Origin of the sequence: uncultured Cetobacterium sp., from assembly GCF_947039425.1 — a bacterium.
Taxonomy (GTDB): Bacteria; Fusobacteriota; Fusobacteriia; order Fusobacteriales; family Fusobacteriaceae; genus Cetobacterium_A.
The window spans coordinates 17951-33242 of sequence record NZ_CAMQYW010000006.1 but is presented as its reverse complement, the minus strand read 5'-3'; the positions used below and the strand labels follow the sequence as shown (position 1 = coordinate 33242).

General features: G+C 27.6%; 11 protein-coding genes. 10 read left to right on the top strand and 1 reads right to left on the bottom strand.

Annotated features, from left to right (window positions below; all coding sequences use genetic code 11):
- The first annotated feature begins 1376 nt into the window (after positions 1–1376).
- From miaA to Q0V09_RS01330, 8 genes are all read left to right on the top strand, one after another.
- Positions 1377–2273: a tRNA (adenosine(37)-N6)-dimethylallyltransferase MiaA gene (miaA, locus tag Q0V09_RS01365; RefSeq protein WP_367172265.1), complete on the top strand. Its 897-nt coding sequence runs from the start codon at positions 1377–1379 to the stop codon at positions 2271–2273.
- Positions 2274–2380: 107 nt separating this feature from the next.
- Positions 2381–2767 (top strand): hypothetical protein, encoded by a 387-nt coding sequence (locus Q0V09_RS01360; protein WP_297404850.1) that lies wholly within the window; start codon positions 2381–2383, stop codon positions 2765–2767.
- Positions 2768–2771: 4 nt separating this feature from the next.
- Positions 2772–3164: an ATP-binding protein gene (locus Q0V09_RS01355; RefSeq protein WP_297404852.1), complete on the top strand. Its 393-nt coding sequence runs from the start codon at positions 2772–2774 to the stop codon at positions 3162–3164.
- Position 3165: 1 nt separating this feature from the next.
- On the top strand, positions 3166–3513 hold the full coding sequence (locus Q0V09_RS01350) for an STAS domain-containing protein (protein ID WP_297404854.1): 348 nt from the start codon (positions 3166–3168) through the stop codon (positions 3511–3513).
- Positions 3514–3533: 20 nt separating this feature from the next.
- Positions 3534–5099 carry a ribonuclease Y gene (gene rny, locus Q0V09_RS01345; protein WP_297404856.1) on the top strand — a complete coding sequence of 522 codons (1566 nt, stop codon included), beginning with the start codon at positions 3534–3536 and terminating at the stop codon, positions 5097–5099.
- 62 nt (positions 5100–5161) lie between these two features.
- Positions 5162–6361 (top strand): diguanylate cyclase, encoded by a 1200-nt coding sequence (locus Q0V09_RS01340; protein ID WP_297404857.1) that lies wholly within the window; start codon positions 5162–5164, stop codon positions 6359–6361.
- A 231-nt stretch (positions 6362–6592) separates the two neighbouring features.
- The gene (locus Q0V09_RS01335; RefSeq protein WP_297486805.1) at positions 6593–8833 is read left to right on the top strand and encodes a TonB-dependent receptor; all 2241 of its coding nucleotides are present in this window, start codon (positions 6593–6595) and stop codon (positions 8831–8833) included.
- A gap of 21 nt (positions 8834–8854) precedes the next feature.
- Complete coding sequence (locus Q0V09_RS01330; protein ID WP_297404861.1) at positions 8855–11923, top strand: autotransporter outer membrane beta-barrel domain-containing protein; 3069 nt, start codon at positions 8855–8857, stop codon at positions 11921–11923.
- Between the two features lie 38 nt (positions 11924–11961).
- On the opposite strand, the gene Q0V09_RS01325 is transcribed toward Q0V09_RS01330, so the two are convergent.
- Entirely contained in the window at positions 11962–13302 is a 1341-nt protein-coding gene (locus tag Q0V09_RS01325) for a sodium:alanine symporter family protein (RefSeq protein WP_297486802.1), read from the bottom strand.
- Positions 13303–13687: 385 nt separating this feature from the next.
- Between Q0V09_RS01325 and Q0V09_RS01320 the strand changes: the two genes are divergently transcribed.
- Together Q0V09_RS01320 and ruvB are read left to right on the top strand one after the other, a co-directional pair.
- Entirely contained in the window at positions 13688–14290 is a 603-nt protein-coding gene (locus tag Q0V09_RS01320) for a DUF445 family protein (RefSeq protein ID WP_297404866.1), read from the top strand.
- Positions 14291–14299: 9 nt separating this feature from the next.
- Entirely contained in the window at positions 14300–15289 is a 990-nt protein-coding gene (gene ruvB / locus Q0V09_RS01315; protein WP_297404868.1) for a Holliday junction branch migration DNA helicase RuvB, read from the top strand.
- Positions 15290–15292 lie beyond the last annotated feature (3 nt).

Sequence of the window (15292 nt, the reverse complement as noted above, 5' to 3'; positions counted from 1 at the left end):
TTCGTGACTGGAGTTCAGACGTGTGCTCTTCCGATCTACTAACAGTTAAGGCTGGAAATGGAGGCGACGGTGCCTGTACTTTCAGAAGAGAGAAATTTATCCAATTTGGAGGTCCAAATGGAGGAGATGGTGGAAAAGGTGGAGATGTTATATTTTTAGCAGATCCAAATATTAATACACTTATTGATTTTAAATATAAAAAATTATTCCAAGCAATAAATGGAGAGCCTGGCGGAAAGAAGAATATGTTTGGAAAAACAGGTGAAAATTTAATAATAAAAGTTCCAGTTGGAACTCAAATTAGAGATATGGAAACTGGAAAACTTATGTTAGACATGAGTGTTTTAGGTGAGCAAAGAGTTCTTTTAAGAGGAGGAAGAGGAGGATTAGGTAATACTAACTTTAAAACTTCAACAAGAAGAACACCAACAATAGCCGGGAAAGGAAAAGAAGGAATAGAATTAAAAGTTAAATTAGAGTTAAAACTTTTAGCAGATGTTGCCTTAGTAGGATACCCTTCAGTTGGAAAATCAAGTTTAATAAATAAAATATCTTCAGCAAAATCTAAGGTTGGAAGTTATCACTTTACAACACTAGAACCTAAACTTGGAGTAGTAAGATTAGGAGAGGAAAGATCATTTGTTGTTGCAGATATTCCTGGATTAATAGAGGGAGCACATGAAGGAGTAGGATTAGGACATAAATTCTTAAGACATATAGAAAGATGTAAAATGATATATCATATTGTAGATGTGGCTGGAATTGAAGGAAGAGATCCTATTGAAGATTTTGAAAAAATAAATAATGAATTAAGAAGATTTAGTGAAAGGTTAGCAGGTAAAAATCAAATGGTTTTAGCTAATAAAATGGATCTAATTTGGGATATGGAAAAATATGAAGCTTTTAAAAAACATGTTGAAGATCAAGGGCATAAAGTATACCCTATTTCTGTTATACTTGGAGATGGACTTAAAGAAGTATTAAATGATACGTGGCATGAGCTTGAAAAAACAGTAAGAGAAGAATTAGAAGAAGAAGCAGATATATTTGAAGTGTTAAAAGCTAATAGATCTACAAAAGAACCGTTTATGGTAACACAAGATGAAGATGGAGTGTTTAATGTTGATGGTTCTATAGTTGATGGAATATTAGGTAAATATATAATTACTCATGATGAGGAATCAGTAATAATGTTCTTACATATGCTTAGAACTCTAGGATTAGAAGAAGCATTGAGAAATGCTGGAGTTGAAAACGGAGATACAATAAGAATTGCAGATACTGAATTTGATTTTGTTGACTAGTAAAATTTAAAGCTGGGCCAGAAGGTTCAGCTTTTTTTAGCAATAAATTATAAATATTTAAGAGGTGATAGTTTGAAGGGAATCGTAATAGCAGGACCAACTGGAGTAGGGAAAACAGAATTATCAATAAAATTGGCAAAGGTTTTAAATGCTCAAATAATATCAACAGATTCTGCTCAAGTTTATAAAGGTATGGATATAGGAACAGCCAAAGTTACTATAGAAGAAGCTCAAGAGATACATCACTATATGATAGATATAATAGAACCTATTAAAAAATATAGTGTTGGTGATTTTCAAAGAGAGGTTGATAAAATTCTTTCTAAAATTGAAAATGAAAATGTAATTTTAGTAGGAGGAACAGGATTATATATTGATTCAGTTGTAAGAGGATTATCTTGTTTACCTGAAAGCAATTTAGAAATACGAGAAAAGTTAATGGCAAGATCAGGGGATGATCTTTTTAGTGAACTAGAAAAAGTGGATCCAGAAGGAGCTAGAGATATTCATCCTAATAATAAGAGAAGAGTAGAAAGAGCTTTGGAAGTTTATTATCAAACAGGAGAAAAGTTTTCTATTTTATCTAAAAAAAATATAAAAGGAAATAATTTTAAATTTTTGAAGGTATGTTTAGAAAGAGATAGAGAACATCTTTATAAAAGAATAGATCAAAGAGTTGAAATTATGATGGAAAATGGTTTGCTAGAAGAAGTTAAAAAGTTGTATAATATTTATGGTGAGAGATTAAGAAAAATAAATATTATAGGTTATACTGAATTAATTAATTATATCGATGGACAGATTTCTATAGATGAAGCTGTAGATCAAATAAAGCAAAATTCAAGAAGATATGCAAAGAGACAATTTACTTGGTTTAAAAATGATCATGAGTATGTATGGTATAATTTAGATGAAATGAGTCAAGAAGAAATATATGATGATATATTAAATAAATATAAAGAGCTATAAACCATTGAGAATACTGTATTTTGAATGAAGTTTGAAAAATAATAGTCTTGATAAAAAAGTGTTCGTATGGTATCATTGTACAGAAAAGCCTTGAAAGGAATGGTTGAATGATTAAGAAGTTTTGTGTCGTATTTTTAGCTATTTTGACTGCTTCTTGTTCAAATATGGATAAGAAAAGTTTAAATAATGGTGCAGAATTGAAAAAAAAGCTAGTTTCAAAGATAGAGCTTATTCAAAAAGATTTGGAAAATAATAAATTAGAAACACTTAAAAACACTCTAGATATGCCTATTAAAGGGAAATATGTAATGGATGAATTAAGTAGGTATGACTTGTCAAAAGTTAAATTTTACTTCACTCCACCAACGGTTGAAAATAGAACAGGAAAAAATATTGTTGGAATTAGATATGGAGAAAACATGTTATATTATAACCTGCAATATAAGTATTTAGATGGAAAATGGAGAATAGTAAAATTTATAGAGGGAAGGTGAAATTATGCAGAATGTGGTAAAACTGTATGTTCCATCCTCTTTAAAAAATCTTTCTATTATTAGAGCAATGACGAAAACATATTTAGAACATCACAATGTTAATGCAGAAGATGTCATGAAAATACTTTCAATAGTAGATGAACTAGCTACTAATGTAGTAGAACATGGATATGAATATAAAACAGGCGATATAATAATAGAACTTCAAAAGAATGATGATATAATACATTTAGTAGTAGAAGACAATGGTGTTGGTTTTGATGAAGAAAAGATTAGCAAAGATGAAGGTGGAATGGGTATTTTTTTAGCCAGAGCAATGGCAGATAATTTTAAAATAGAAAAAAAAATAAACGGTACAAAGATAAAAGTAGAGAAAAAAATTAGGGAGGGAGTCTAAGATGACTACAAATTTTGAGATAATAGAAAAAAGTATTGATGATGTGAGAATAATAAAAGTACAAGGTGAATTAGATGCACTAGTTGCACCTAAATTAAAAGAAAAAATAGCGAAACAAATTGAAATGGATGTAACTAAATTCATAATAGATTTTGAAGAATTAGTACATATAAACAGTTTAGCAATGGGAATATTAAGAGGGAAATTAAGAATAGTTAGAGAATTAGGTGGAGATATAAAGTTAGTGGCTTTAAATGACCACATAAAAACAATATTTGAAATGATAGGATTGGATGAATTATTTGAAATTTATTCAACAGAGCAAGAGGCTTTAAATAGCTTTAAATAAGATGAAAAAAAGGAGAAGTTATGAACTTAATGTTGGGCATAGGGCTTGCTATAGTAGGTGTAGCCATTGTTTTTTCAACAATGTATAAAAAGTCAACAATAGATAAAAAGATAGAAGAACTAAATAATTTAGAAGATGATAGATTAAAAGCGAAAATAAAAGCAAAAGATATACTTGAAAGAGCAGAAAAAGAAGCTATTGCAAAAGGGAAAGAAATAGAAATAAAAGCTAAAGAAACAGTATATAACCTAAAAGAAGAAGCAGAAAAAGATATAAAAATAGCTAAAAATGAGCTTCTACAAAAAGAATCGAGATTAGCTAAAAAAGAGGAAACTTTAGAGTCAAAAATAGAAAAAGTTGAAATTAGAGCTTCTGAATTAGAAGATATTAATCATGAGTTAGATAATAGAAAAGAAGAGATTGAACAAATAAAAGTTTCTCAAGAAGAAGTATTAGAAAAAATATCTGAAATGACAAAAAATGAAGCTAAAGATATGTTGATTTCCAGATTAAGAGATGATTTAGTGCATGAAACTGCTCTTGCAATTAGAGAGTTTGAAAACAAAATGGAAGATGAAAAAGAAAGAATTTCAAAAAGAATTCTATCAACAGCTATAGGAAAAGCATCTTCTGAGTTTGTTGCTGATGCAACGGTATCAGTTGTTAATCTACCAAATGATGAAATGAAAGGTAGAATAATCGGAAGAGAAGGAAGAAATATTAGAGCAATTGAAGCTTTAACGGGAGTAGATATTATAATTGATGACACTCCAGAAGCTGTAGTTCTTTCAAGTTTTGATGGTGTAAAAAGAGAAGTAGCTAGAAGAGCAATTGAAAAACTGATAAATGACGGAAGAATTCATCCAGGTAAAATTGAAGAAGTTGTAAATAAGGCAAGAAAAGAGATAGATAAAGATATAGTTGAAGCTGGAGAACAAGCATTACTAGAGTTAGGAATTCCAGGAATGCATATGGAAATTATAAGAACTTTAGGAAAATTAAAATATAGAACAAGTTATGGTCAAAATGTTTTAACACACTCAATAGAAGTAGCTAAATTAGCTGGAAACTTAGCAGCTGAAATAGGAGCAGATACAAAACTTGCTAAAAGAGCAGGACTTTTACATGATGTAGGTAAAGTATTAGAGCATGATATTGAAGCATCACATGCATTAATAGGTGGAGAGTTCTTAAAGAAATTTGGAGAGAAACAAAATGTAATTAATGCAGTAATGGCTCACCATAATGAAGTTGAATTTGAAACTGTTGAGGCTGTTTTAGTTCAGGCTTCAGATGCAATATCAGCATCAAGACCAGGGGCAAGAAGAGAAACACTTTCTACATACTTAAAAAGATTAGAAGGATTAGAAGAGATTGCAACATCATTTGATGGAGTGGAATCATCATATGCAATTCAAGCTGGAAGAGAGATTAGAATTGTAATAAATCCTGAGGTTGTATCAGACGATGCAGCTACTAAAATGGCAAGAGATGTAGCTAAGAAAATAGAGGAATCAATGCAATACCCTGGACAAATAAAAGTTACAATAATGAGAGAAACAAGAGCAGTAGAATACGCAAAATAGTTAATAATAAAGGAGAAGAGCAATTATTGTTTTTCTCCTTATTTTTTGGGAAGGGGATTATTATGTATAAAGGAATTTTAGATGAACACAAAAATGGAATACTCATCTTAGATAATAAGTTTGAAGTTATTTATGTTAATAATATAATCCAAAATATTTTTAATAAAGGTACAAAAGAAAGATGTGGAGAGTTTTTAGAATGCTTATATCAAATGGAAGAAAAAAAAAGGTGTATGGAAACTACAAAATGTTCAAAATGTAATATGAGAATAAATTTAAAAAAAATAATGGATGGAAAGTTAAAAAATATATCTATAGAAAAATTAGAATATGAAGGATATTTAAATGGAGAAAAAACTAAAGTAGAGATGTCTTTAGAACTTAAAGGTATAAATAAAGATAATGATAGATTTATTTACTTAGAAATTTATAAAATGAAAACCGAAAAAGAAATATTAATATCTAGTAGAAGATTGATAGATGAAATACTGGATACTTTAGATGACTATATATTTTATAAGAATAAAGATTATATATATGTTTATGCAAATAAATCTTATTGCAATTATGTTGGAATGAAAAAAATAGATTTAATAGGTAAATCTGATTTAGATATTTTTCCTAAAGAGTTTTGTAATAATTGGAGAAAAAGTGATGAAATCACTTTAGAAAATGGGTTTTTTATAGAGGAAGCTGAAGATAGAGGAAGACATTTTAAAGTAACAAAAAATAAAGTTAAAATAGAAGGAGATTTTTTGATTTCTTGCATAATAAAGGATATTACTTTTGAAAAATTAGAAATGGAAAAAGCTTATTTAGATAACTTAACTGGACTAGGAAATAGAAGAGGTTATGATAAGAAAATAATGGATATTTTTAAAAAAAGATTAGGAGATTATAAACTTATTCTTTTAGATTTAGATTTTTTAAGAGAATTAAATAATGAATGGGGACATTCAGTAGGAGATATAGCTTTAAAAGAGGTTGCTGAAATTATTAAAGAAAGTAATATTGATGAAGTTTACAGAATTGGTGGAGATGAATTTGCATTAATTATAAAATCCCAAAAAGATGTAATAAAAAAATTAGAGGAAATAAATGCAAAGATAAAAAATAAAAAAATAAAGACAATATATTTATCATCAAGTATTGGAGTTATAGATTTAGAATATGATAAAAGCATTCTTCATAACTTTAATCGAGTTGATAAAGCTTTGTATAGAGCTAAAAAAGAGGGAAGAGGAAGAATAGTAGAAGAATAAAAAAGCAAAATTAAAAATATTTTAATTTTGCTTTTTTTTATTTGTTTGAATAAAAATTTCATTATAATTCTTTTTATATAAATACATCTAGAAATAACACAAAAAATAATAAAAGCTACACGAAATGTATGCATTTATTTATAAAGCATACCAAACATTGTGTTAAAAATAATTTGACACACAAAATATTAGAGGGTATTCTTTAAGAGAATGATATATGGGAGGAAATATATGAAAAAAAAATTATTACTAGTTAGCATTTTAGCTTGTTCAAGTTTATACGGGGAAGATATAGGGAATGTAAACTTAGAGGAGTCAAATATTGTTTCAAGAAGAGATATTGAAAGTTCAACAACAATTACACAGAATAAAAATACGTTTATTATTACTGAAGAACAAATTCAAGAAAAAAAATATCAAAATGTAGAAGAAGTTTTACAAGATGCTCCAGGAATAATAATACAAAATACACCATTTGGACCAAGAATAGATATGAGGGGAAGTGGTGAAAAATCCTTAAGTAGAGTAAAAGTACTAATAGATGGAGTATCAATAAATCCAACAGAATCAGCTATGGCAAGTCTACCAATAAATTCAATACCAGTTGAATCAATAAGAAAAATAGAAATTATTCCAGGAGGAGGGGCAACTCTATATGGAAGTGGAACGGTTGGAGGAGTAGTAAATATATCTACAAATTCAAGTGCAACTAAAAATAATTTTCTTATGGATTTAAGTGCAGGATCTTTTGATAATAAAAGCTTAGGTCTTGCTGGAGGATATAATCTTAATAAAAATTTATATGTAAGTTATGGGTTTAAATATCTAAATAGTGAAGGATATAGAGAACTTGAACAAAAAGATAATAAAATTTTTCAAGGTGGATTTGATTACAAAATAAATGAAAAAAATAGAATTAGATTACAAGGAAGAACTGGGAATGAAACAAATGATGGAACAACAGAGGTTACTAAAAAAATTCTTTCTTCTAATAGAAAAGAAAGTGGAAAAGATCTAGATGTAAAAACAAAATCAGACAATTATACTTTTGATTATCAATTTAAACCTACAGATAAATTAACATTAACTTCAACTTTATTTAGACAAAAACAAAATCGAGATTTAAATACAGAGAGCTTAGATGATGTAACTATTGAATTAACAAATGCATTGAAAAAAGAAGAGGCAACATCTAGTCAAAAAACTTATTTTTATGATGTAAAATCTAAAATGAAAGCAAAATTTAAAGAGCAAAAAGATGGAATTAAATTAAGAGGAAAATATGAATATGATAATGGAGAAGCTTTAATAGGATATGATTATACAGAAGCTAAAATTAATAGAAATTCAAAAGTTAGTTCACATACAATAAAGTCTTATTATGACGGTAATACACATATGACTTTAAGACAGGATGAAATTAGAGGAATAACGAATCAAGTTAAAATTAATTTAAGTAAAAAATCACATGGAGTTTATATTTTTAATAAATATGAATTAAATGATAAGTGGAATATAACAACAGGAATTAGAGGAGAATTTACAGAATACGAAGGTAGTCGTAAAAATGGTCCTAATACAATGCCTATGGTAAAACCAAAGGATCAAAGTATAGAAACGAATAGAAGTATGGAAAATTATGCTGGCGAAATTGGAACAATGTATAAATATAGTGATTTGGGAAATGTTTATGCAAGATATGAGAGAGGTTTTGTTACACCATTTCCATCCCAGTTAACAGATAAAATTCAAGATCCGCAGTTGGAAACAACAAAAAATAATAAAGATCCAAATGCTTTTATGAGTGCACCATATGTAAATGTTGCTTCAATTTATGTTGATAATAATTTAAAAGCAGAGACAACAGATACAATTGAATTAGGAATTCGAGATTATATTAATAACTCATATGTTAGTTTAGCTTTTTTTGTAACAGATACAACAGATGAAATAGTTTTATTACAATCAGGAGTAACAAATCCAGCTATAAAAAGATGGCAGTATAAAAATATAGGTAAGACAAGAAGAATGGGAATAGAAGCAGAGGCAGATCAAGTTTTTGAAAAATTTGAATTTAATCAATCAGTTACTTTAATAGATGCGAAGACATTAAAAGGAAATGAAAGTGCTCAAATAAAAAAAGGAGATAAAATACCACTAGTACCTAAGGCCAAAATAACTTTAGGAGCAAAATATAAATTTACAGAAAAATTAGCTCTATCAGGGTCATATATCTATATAACTAGTAAAGAGGCAAGAGAGATGACAGATACAGATAAAACTATGAAATTTAAAATAAATGGTTATGGAGTTACAGATGTGGCAGTGACATATAAATTAGATGAGTATTCTTCAGTTAAAGCAGGAATAAAAAACTTAACTTCAACAGAATATAACTTAAGAGAAACTTCTATAGAAGCAGTTCCAGCACCAGAAAGAAATTATTATTTAAGTTTGAATGTTAAGTTTTAGTGAGTTTAAAGGGAGGATAGCATGAAAGAAAAATTATTATTAATATCATTAATAGGAATATTAGGAAGTATAAATTCATATGGAGTAAAATATCCGTATAAGCAACTTAAAGATGAAGTTATTGAAAAATCAGCATATAAAGATATGTTAAAAATAATAAATGAAATAGATAGACAAAAAGGAAAAGAAGGGAAAGTAATAGTTGAAGATGATGATAAATCTGAGGCAAATGTTGGAGAGCTAAATATTGTTCCAATTGCACAATATACAGGTATTGGAACTCCAACAGAGGACTTAACTAAAATAACAGGAGGATATGATAAAAATGATTTTATTACTCTTAATAATGTTTATGAAAATTTAGAAATAAAGAGTGGTGAAAAAAATAGAGAAATAAAAGGCAATATAGATAAAACAAAAAGTATTGAATTACCATACGTTCATAAGGGAAGTATTAAAAGATTTTATTTTGGAAATGGAAATACTATAAATAATATAATTTTTACAAATTCAAAAGAATTTAATAAAAGAAAAGAAAAAGAAAAAAATAATACTAATTATTCTATTGAAGGTGAATATAAAAGTTTAAAAAATAAAAAAAATTCAGACTATAGAATGTCAGTAGATGATTATGAAAAAAATATTAAAAATAAATCAAGAGAAGATATTTTATTATTTTTACAAAAAAAATTAAAAGAAAATAATAAAGATACAATTGTAAAAAAAGGAGATTTATTTATTAGAGAAAATGGAAAAGATTGGAAAGTTTTATGGAGTTTAGAACCAATTAGTACTAGAGAGTATGACGGATTAGGAATAAAAGATATAATCAATACAAAGATATATGTTTATGAACCTTATGAAGATCAAGTGGAACAAAATAGAGGTAAAGTATTACTGACAAATTCTAAAGATATTTATTTAGAAGATAAAGTAAATTCTAAAGAAAGATTTAGAATTAATAATAGTGAATATAAAAAACAAATAAACGAATTAGAAAAAGATAAGATGGAATTGTCAGAGAAAGAGTTTAATGATAAATGGGTAAAACCTTTTGAAAAAAATGGGAAATATGAAAAAGAAATAATAGATTTTAAAGATAATATAGTTAAATTAAAAAAAGAAATTGAAGATTTAAGTAATGAAAAAGAAGAAATTACAAATAAATTTGCGGATAGATATTTGAAATATAGTATTTTTAAAAATTATTATGATCCTTTTTCTGGAATTAATGAGAATAAAATGAAAACTTTATCAAAAGAAGAGGAGAAATTAGCTAGAAAATATGCAGAAGTTGCAATTGATTTGAAAAAAAATGAGATAAAATTAAAAAAAGGTAATGGAGAATGGAAGGATAAAGTAGTAGCTGCAAAAGATTTAGCTATTGTAAAAATTGGGAAAAAAATTGAATTTAGAGGAAATGGTAGAGTTGATGGAATTATAGATTTAGGAGATGGTTATAATGTTCTTGAAATTCAACAACAAGGAACAGGGAAATATGGAACAAATATTATATTAGGTCCATATGCAGAACTGCATAATATAAATGAGATAATAGCTGCAGGTGGTCAAGTAGCTAGTGAAAAACAACCATCTATTTCTGGAAAAAACTCATTAGCACTGGATATAGATAAAACTAAAAGAAATAAAAATGGAGAATTATATCAGCATGTTTTTAGAAAATCAGACAAAAATATAGCATTTACTAATCCAAGTTCAATGAGAGGAAAACTTTTAGGAGAAGAAAACTTTGGAGTAGAATTAATGGTAAGTAAATTAGATAAAGATGAGATTATTAATATGGGAAGAGATTTACAATATAAATCTAGAAATTTAGACTCATATAGTAATTGGAAAGATGAACCTTATGTAGTAGGAAAACTTCGTGTTGATTCAGATTCAATAGCTCATGAAATAAAAGAATTACCACAAAAAGATGAAAATGGAAATACATTATTAAGTATAAAATTGAAAAATAACATAAAAGGTTTAAATGAAAATGAAAATATAGTTTATCAGAGTATTAAGAATTCTAATAGTTTAGGTAGTTTAGCAGAGACATTAACATTTACAAATAAAAAAACATTAAATGGTGGAATAAGAGAGGCAGAATCTCTAAAAGAGTTGAAAATTTTATTAAATGAATTAAGAGAGAATAACATATACTCAAAATTAAATAAAGTTGCTAAAGATCAAATTGACATTTTTTCTACTATACCATTTAATAATGGACAAATATTTGATAATAAAGATAAAATGGCAGTTGGAGGATATTTATCAACAAGAGTTGTAGAAGGAGAGTTTAAAGGAACTATAAATAGTGGATATGGAATCTATAATGTAAAATTAAATGATACTTTAAGAGGAGGATTTGTTTTTGGTGGAGGAAGTTCAAGTTATTCTGAAATAAAAAATAATAAATTAGATAAAATTTCAACAGATTCAAAAATTAAAGGACAGAGTATGTACTTAGGAGCTTATGGAGATAAAAAATTGAGCAACAACTTGAAGATGATAAGTGGATTAGGAATTCAATATGGAGAATATAAAATTCAAAGAAAATGGGAAAATAATTATCAAAAATTTGATTTTCAGGGAAAATCAAAGACAAATAGTGGAAATTTATATACTGGGTTAATATATAATTATAAAATATCTGATGGGATGGAATTAGGAGTTAAAGGTACGTTAACATATACAGTTATAAATCAAGGTAAGGTTGAGGAAAACAACAAATTATTAGGAATGGAAGTTGCTAAAGAAAATTTTGATTACTTAGATGGAGAGTTTGGAATAGATTTAAGTAAAAAACTATATGGAAAAGAAAGCGTTAATAGATTAAAGGGTGGATTGTATGGAACATATGGGCTAGTAGGTTATGAGAATAAAAATTTAGTTGGAAAAATAAATAATTCATCTTCATCTTTTGAAATATTAGGAGATAAAGAAAGAAAATATGGAATTAAATTAAGTTTAAATTATGATGTTGAAAGAAAAAATGGAATTTTATATGGAATAGAAGGAAATTATAAAACAAATACAGAAAGTAATGAAATAACAATGGGTTTAAAAATAGGTTATATATTTTAAATAAAATAGTAGGATTGAATTTCAATCCTACTATTTTTTTATATTTTTAATTTAATAAATTTTTTCTCGTAATCTTTAAGGGAATCTAAAGCAAAACCAGAGAGAGGGAATACTCCGTATAAATTAACTATTGTCATAAGAGCTAATCCTAAATCTGATAAATTCCACATGAAAATATTTTGTTGAACTCCACCAATAAATATCATAGATAGAGCAAAAATTTTAAAAATATTTTGTCCAACAATTTTATTAGTTAAAAATTTAATGTTGACTTCCCCATAAAAACAAATACCTAGTAGTGTTGAAAAGCAAAATAAAAATAAAATAATAGCGACAAAAATCTCTCCAAAAGTAGAACCTAAATGATAATTAAACGCTGTTTGTAAAAGTTTCATTCCAGAAAAATCAGTTAAAAAAGATTCCTTACTTAATAGAATTACTAAAGCTGTAGCTGTACAAATAATAAAGGTATCAACAAATACACCTAAGCTTTGAATAAGACCTTGTTGAACAGGATGATGAACATTAGCACTAGCAGCAGCACAAGGAGCTGAACCAGTTCCAGCTTCATTAGAAAACAAACCTCTTTTAACTCCTTGCATTATAACGGCTCCGATAGCCCCTCCAATACCTTGTCTTAATCCAAAAGCTTCAGAAACTATATTAGAAAGAACTAGTGGAAGAGTATTAAAGTTTTTTATTAGTATAAAAAATACTATAATTAAATAAAGAACAGCCATAACGGGAACTATTTTGTCTAAAATTTTAGCTGTTGTATTTCTTTTACCAAAAATAGATAGAGCAGAAAGAATAACTAGTAAAATAGATATATAAAGAGGATTAAAATTAAAAGCAACTTTAAAAGATTCTGTTACAGAGTTTGATACAACCTGAAGAACCCCTGCCCAGCAAATAATTCCAGAAATTACGAAACAAACTCCAGCAACTTTTTTATTAAGTCCATTTTTTAAAAAGAAACTAGGACCACCAATAAAATGTCCGTTTTCATCTTTTTCTCTAAAAATAATAGCAATGGTAGTTTCCATGAAAGCAGTAGCAGCTCCTAGAAAGGCAACAACCCACATCCAAAAAACTGCTCCAGCTCCACCAATTGAGATAGCACTAACAACACCAACTAGATTACCTGCACCGACTCTTGTAGCAGTACTAACACAAAAAGCTTGGAATGGAGATAAATTACCGTTGTTTTCATTATTTTTTTCAGTTAATAAAAAAAACATATGTTTTAAAAAACGAAGTTGAACAAATTTTGTTTTAAATGTGAAAAAGACACCAGTGGATAAAAGCAAAACAACAAGAAGATTTTTACCCCAAAGAATGGAATTTAAAAAATTAACAATAGATTCTAAAAAATTCATAAGACCCCTCCTAAAATTTAAAATAAAAAAAGCCTGTGGATTATCCACAGGCTGTATAAACAGTTTATGCATTGAATCCATTTTACTATTATTAGTAAATCAAAAATGGATTCGTGATTTTTGAATGAAACAAAAATACCAATCCTAATTTATATAATAATAGTAATATGAATTTCTATTGAATTGTTTTTGTTGCTTCATACAATCCTCCTTTAATTAATTTTAAAGTATTATAGCATAGATAAAAAATAATACAAGAAAAATTAATAAAAAGACATATTTTCCAAGGGATTAAGGACAAAAAAACTATTGGATATATAAATATAAAATGGTATAATAAATAATAACTTATAAAAATGATAAAGAATTTAAAAGGGTGGGTAAAATGTTAATAAAAGCTATACTTTTAGTTGTAATTGGATCGTTAATTGGGTGGATTACAAATTATGTTGCAATAAAAATGTTGTTTAGACCATATAAAGAAATAAATTTATTTTTTTTCAAAATTCAAGGATTGATTCCAAAAAGAAAACATGAGATAGGGTTATCTTTAGCTGAAACAATTCAAAGTGAATTGATTTCTTTAGATGATATTATGAAAAAATTAGAAAATGCAGAGATAGAAGAAGAGATGGAGAGGGTTATCGATAATATATTAGAGGCAAAATTAGCTAAAGAGATATCTTCTAAATTTCCAATGCTTGCAATGTTTTTAAATGAATCAACTTTAAATAAAATAAAAGATTCAATAAGAGATACTATAATGGAAAATAAAGATCAAATAATAGAGTTATTATTTACAACGTTAGAAAAAAATGTGGATTTTAAAGAGATAATAGTGGAGAAAGTGGATGCATTTTCACTAGAAGAACTTGAGGGGATAATTTTCTCTCTTGCAAAAAAAGAGTTAAAACATATAGAGATAGTAGGAGCTATTTTAGGTGGACTTATAGGAATAGCACAATTTATAATAGCAGTTTTAGTTTAAGGAGATGTGATGGAGAGAATAGTCTCAAATGAGGAGTTTGATTTTGAAAGTGAAAATCAAAAGAGCTTAAGACCTAAAAGATTGGTTGAGTACATTGGACAAGAATCATTAAAAGAGAAGATGAGTATATTTATAGAAGCTGCTAAAAGAAGAGGAGGGTGTATTGATCATGTTTTATTATATGGTCCACCTGGACTTGGGAAAACCACTCTTGCAGGAGTAATAGCAACAGAGATGGAAGTAAATTTTAAAGTAACCTCAGGACCAATTCTTGATAAGGCTGGAGACTTAGCAGCTATTCTTACATCTTTAGAAGAAAATGATATATTATTTATTGATGAAATACATAGATTAAATACATCAGTGGAAGAGATTTTGTATCCAGCAATGGAAGATGGAGAGTTAGATATAATTATTGGAAAGGGCCCATCAGCTCGTTCAATAAGAATAGAGTTGCCATCATTTACTTTAATAGGTGCAACAACAAGAGCGGGCCTTTTAAGTTCTCCTTTAAGAGATAGATTTGGAGTAGTTCATAGGATGGATTATTATAATGAAGTTGAACTTGAAGGAATAGTTAAAAGAGGTGGAGCTGTTCTAGGTGTAAAAGTTGAAGATGATGGAGCAAAAGAGATTGCCCTTAGAAGTAGAGGAACTCCTAGAATAGCTAATAGACTGTTAAAAAGAGTGAGAGATTACTCTGAAATAAAAGGAAATGGTATTATTAATAGAGAAGTAGCAGTGAAGGCTTTAAAGATTTTAGGTGTTGATGAACAGGGGCTAGATGAACTTGATAGAGATATAATAGTATCAATAATTGAAAATTACGGGGGAGGTCCTGTAGGAGTAGAAACATTAGCTTTAATGTTAGGTGAAGATAGAAGAACTATAGAGGAAGTATATGAACCATATTTAGTAAAAATTGGCTATATTAAAAGAACAAGTAGGGGTAGAATGGTCACTGAAAAAGCTTATAGTCATTTTCAAGTAAAGGAGTAGGAT

Bases quoted from the DNA above. Each gene is read 5' to 3' on its own strand.
- Q0V09_RS01360 (WP_297404850.1), top strand. From the start codon at position 2,381: ATGATTAAGAAGTTTTGTGTCGTATTTTTAGCTATTTTGACTGCTTCT.
- Q0V09_RS01355 (WP_297404852.1), top strand. From the start codon at position 2,772: ATGCAGAATGTGGTAAAACTGTATGTTCCATCCTCTTTAAAAAATCTT.
- Q0V09_RS01350 (WP_297404854.1), top strand. From the start codon at position 3,166: ATGACTACAAATTTTGAGATAATAGAAAAAAGTATTGATGATGTGAGA.
- rny (WP_297404856.1), top strand. From the start codon at position 3,534: ATGAACTTAATGTTGGGCATAGGGCTTGCTATAGTAGGTGTAGCCATT.
- Q0V09_RS01340 (WP_297404857.1), top strand. From the start codon at position 5,162: ATGTATAAAGGAATTTTAGATGAACACAAAAATGGAATACTCATCTTA.
- Q0V09_RS01335 (WP_297486805.1), top strand. From the start codon at position 6,593: ATGAAAAAAAAATTATTACTAGTTAGCATTTTAGCTTGTTCAAGTTTA.
- Q0V09_RS01330 (WP_297404861.1), top strand. From the start codon at position 8,855: ATGAAAGAAAAATTATTATTAATATCATTAATAGGAATATTAGGAAGT.
- Q0V09_RS01325 (WP_297486802.1), bottom strand. From the start codon at position 13,302: ATGAATTTTTTAGAATCTATTGTTAATTTTTTAAATTCCATTCTTTGG.
- Q0V09_RS01320 (WP_297404866.1), top strand. From the start codon at position 13,688: ATGTTAATAAAAGCTATACTTTTAGTTGTAATTGGATCGTTAATTGGG.
- ruvB (WP_297404868.1), top strand. From the start codon at position 14,300: ATGGAGAGAATAGTCTCAAATGAGGAGTTTGATTTTGAAAGTGAAAAT.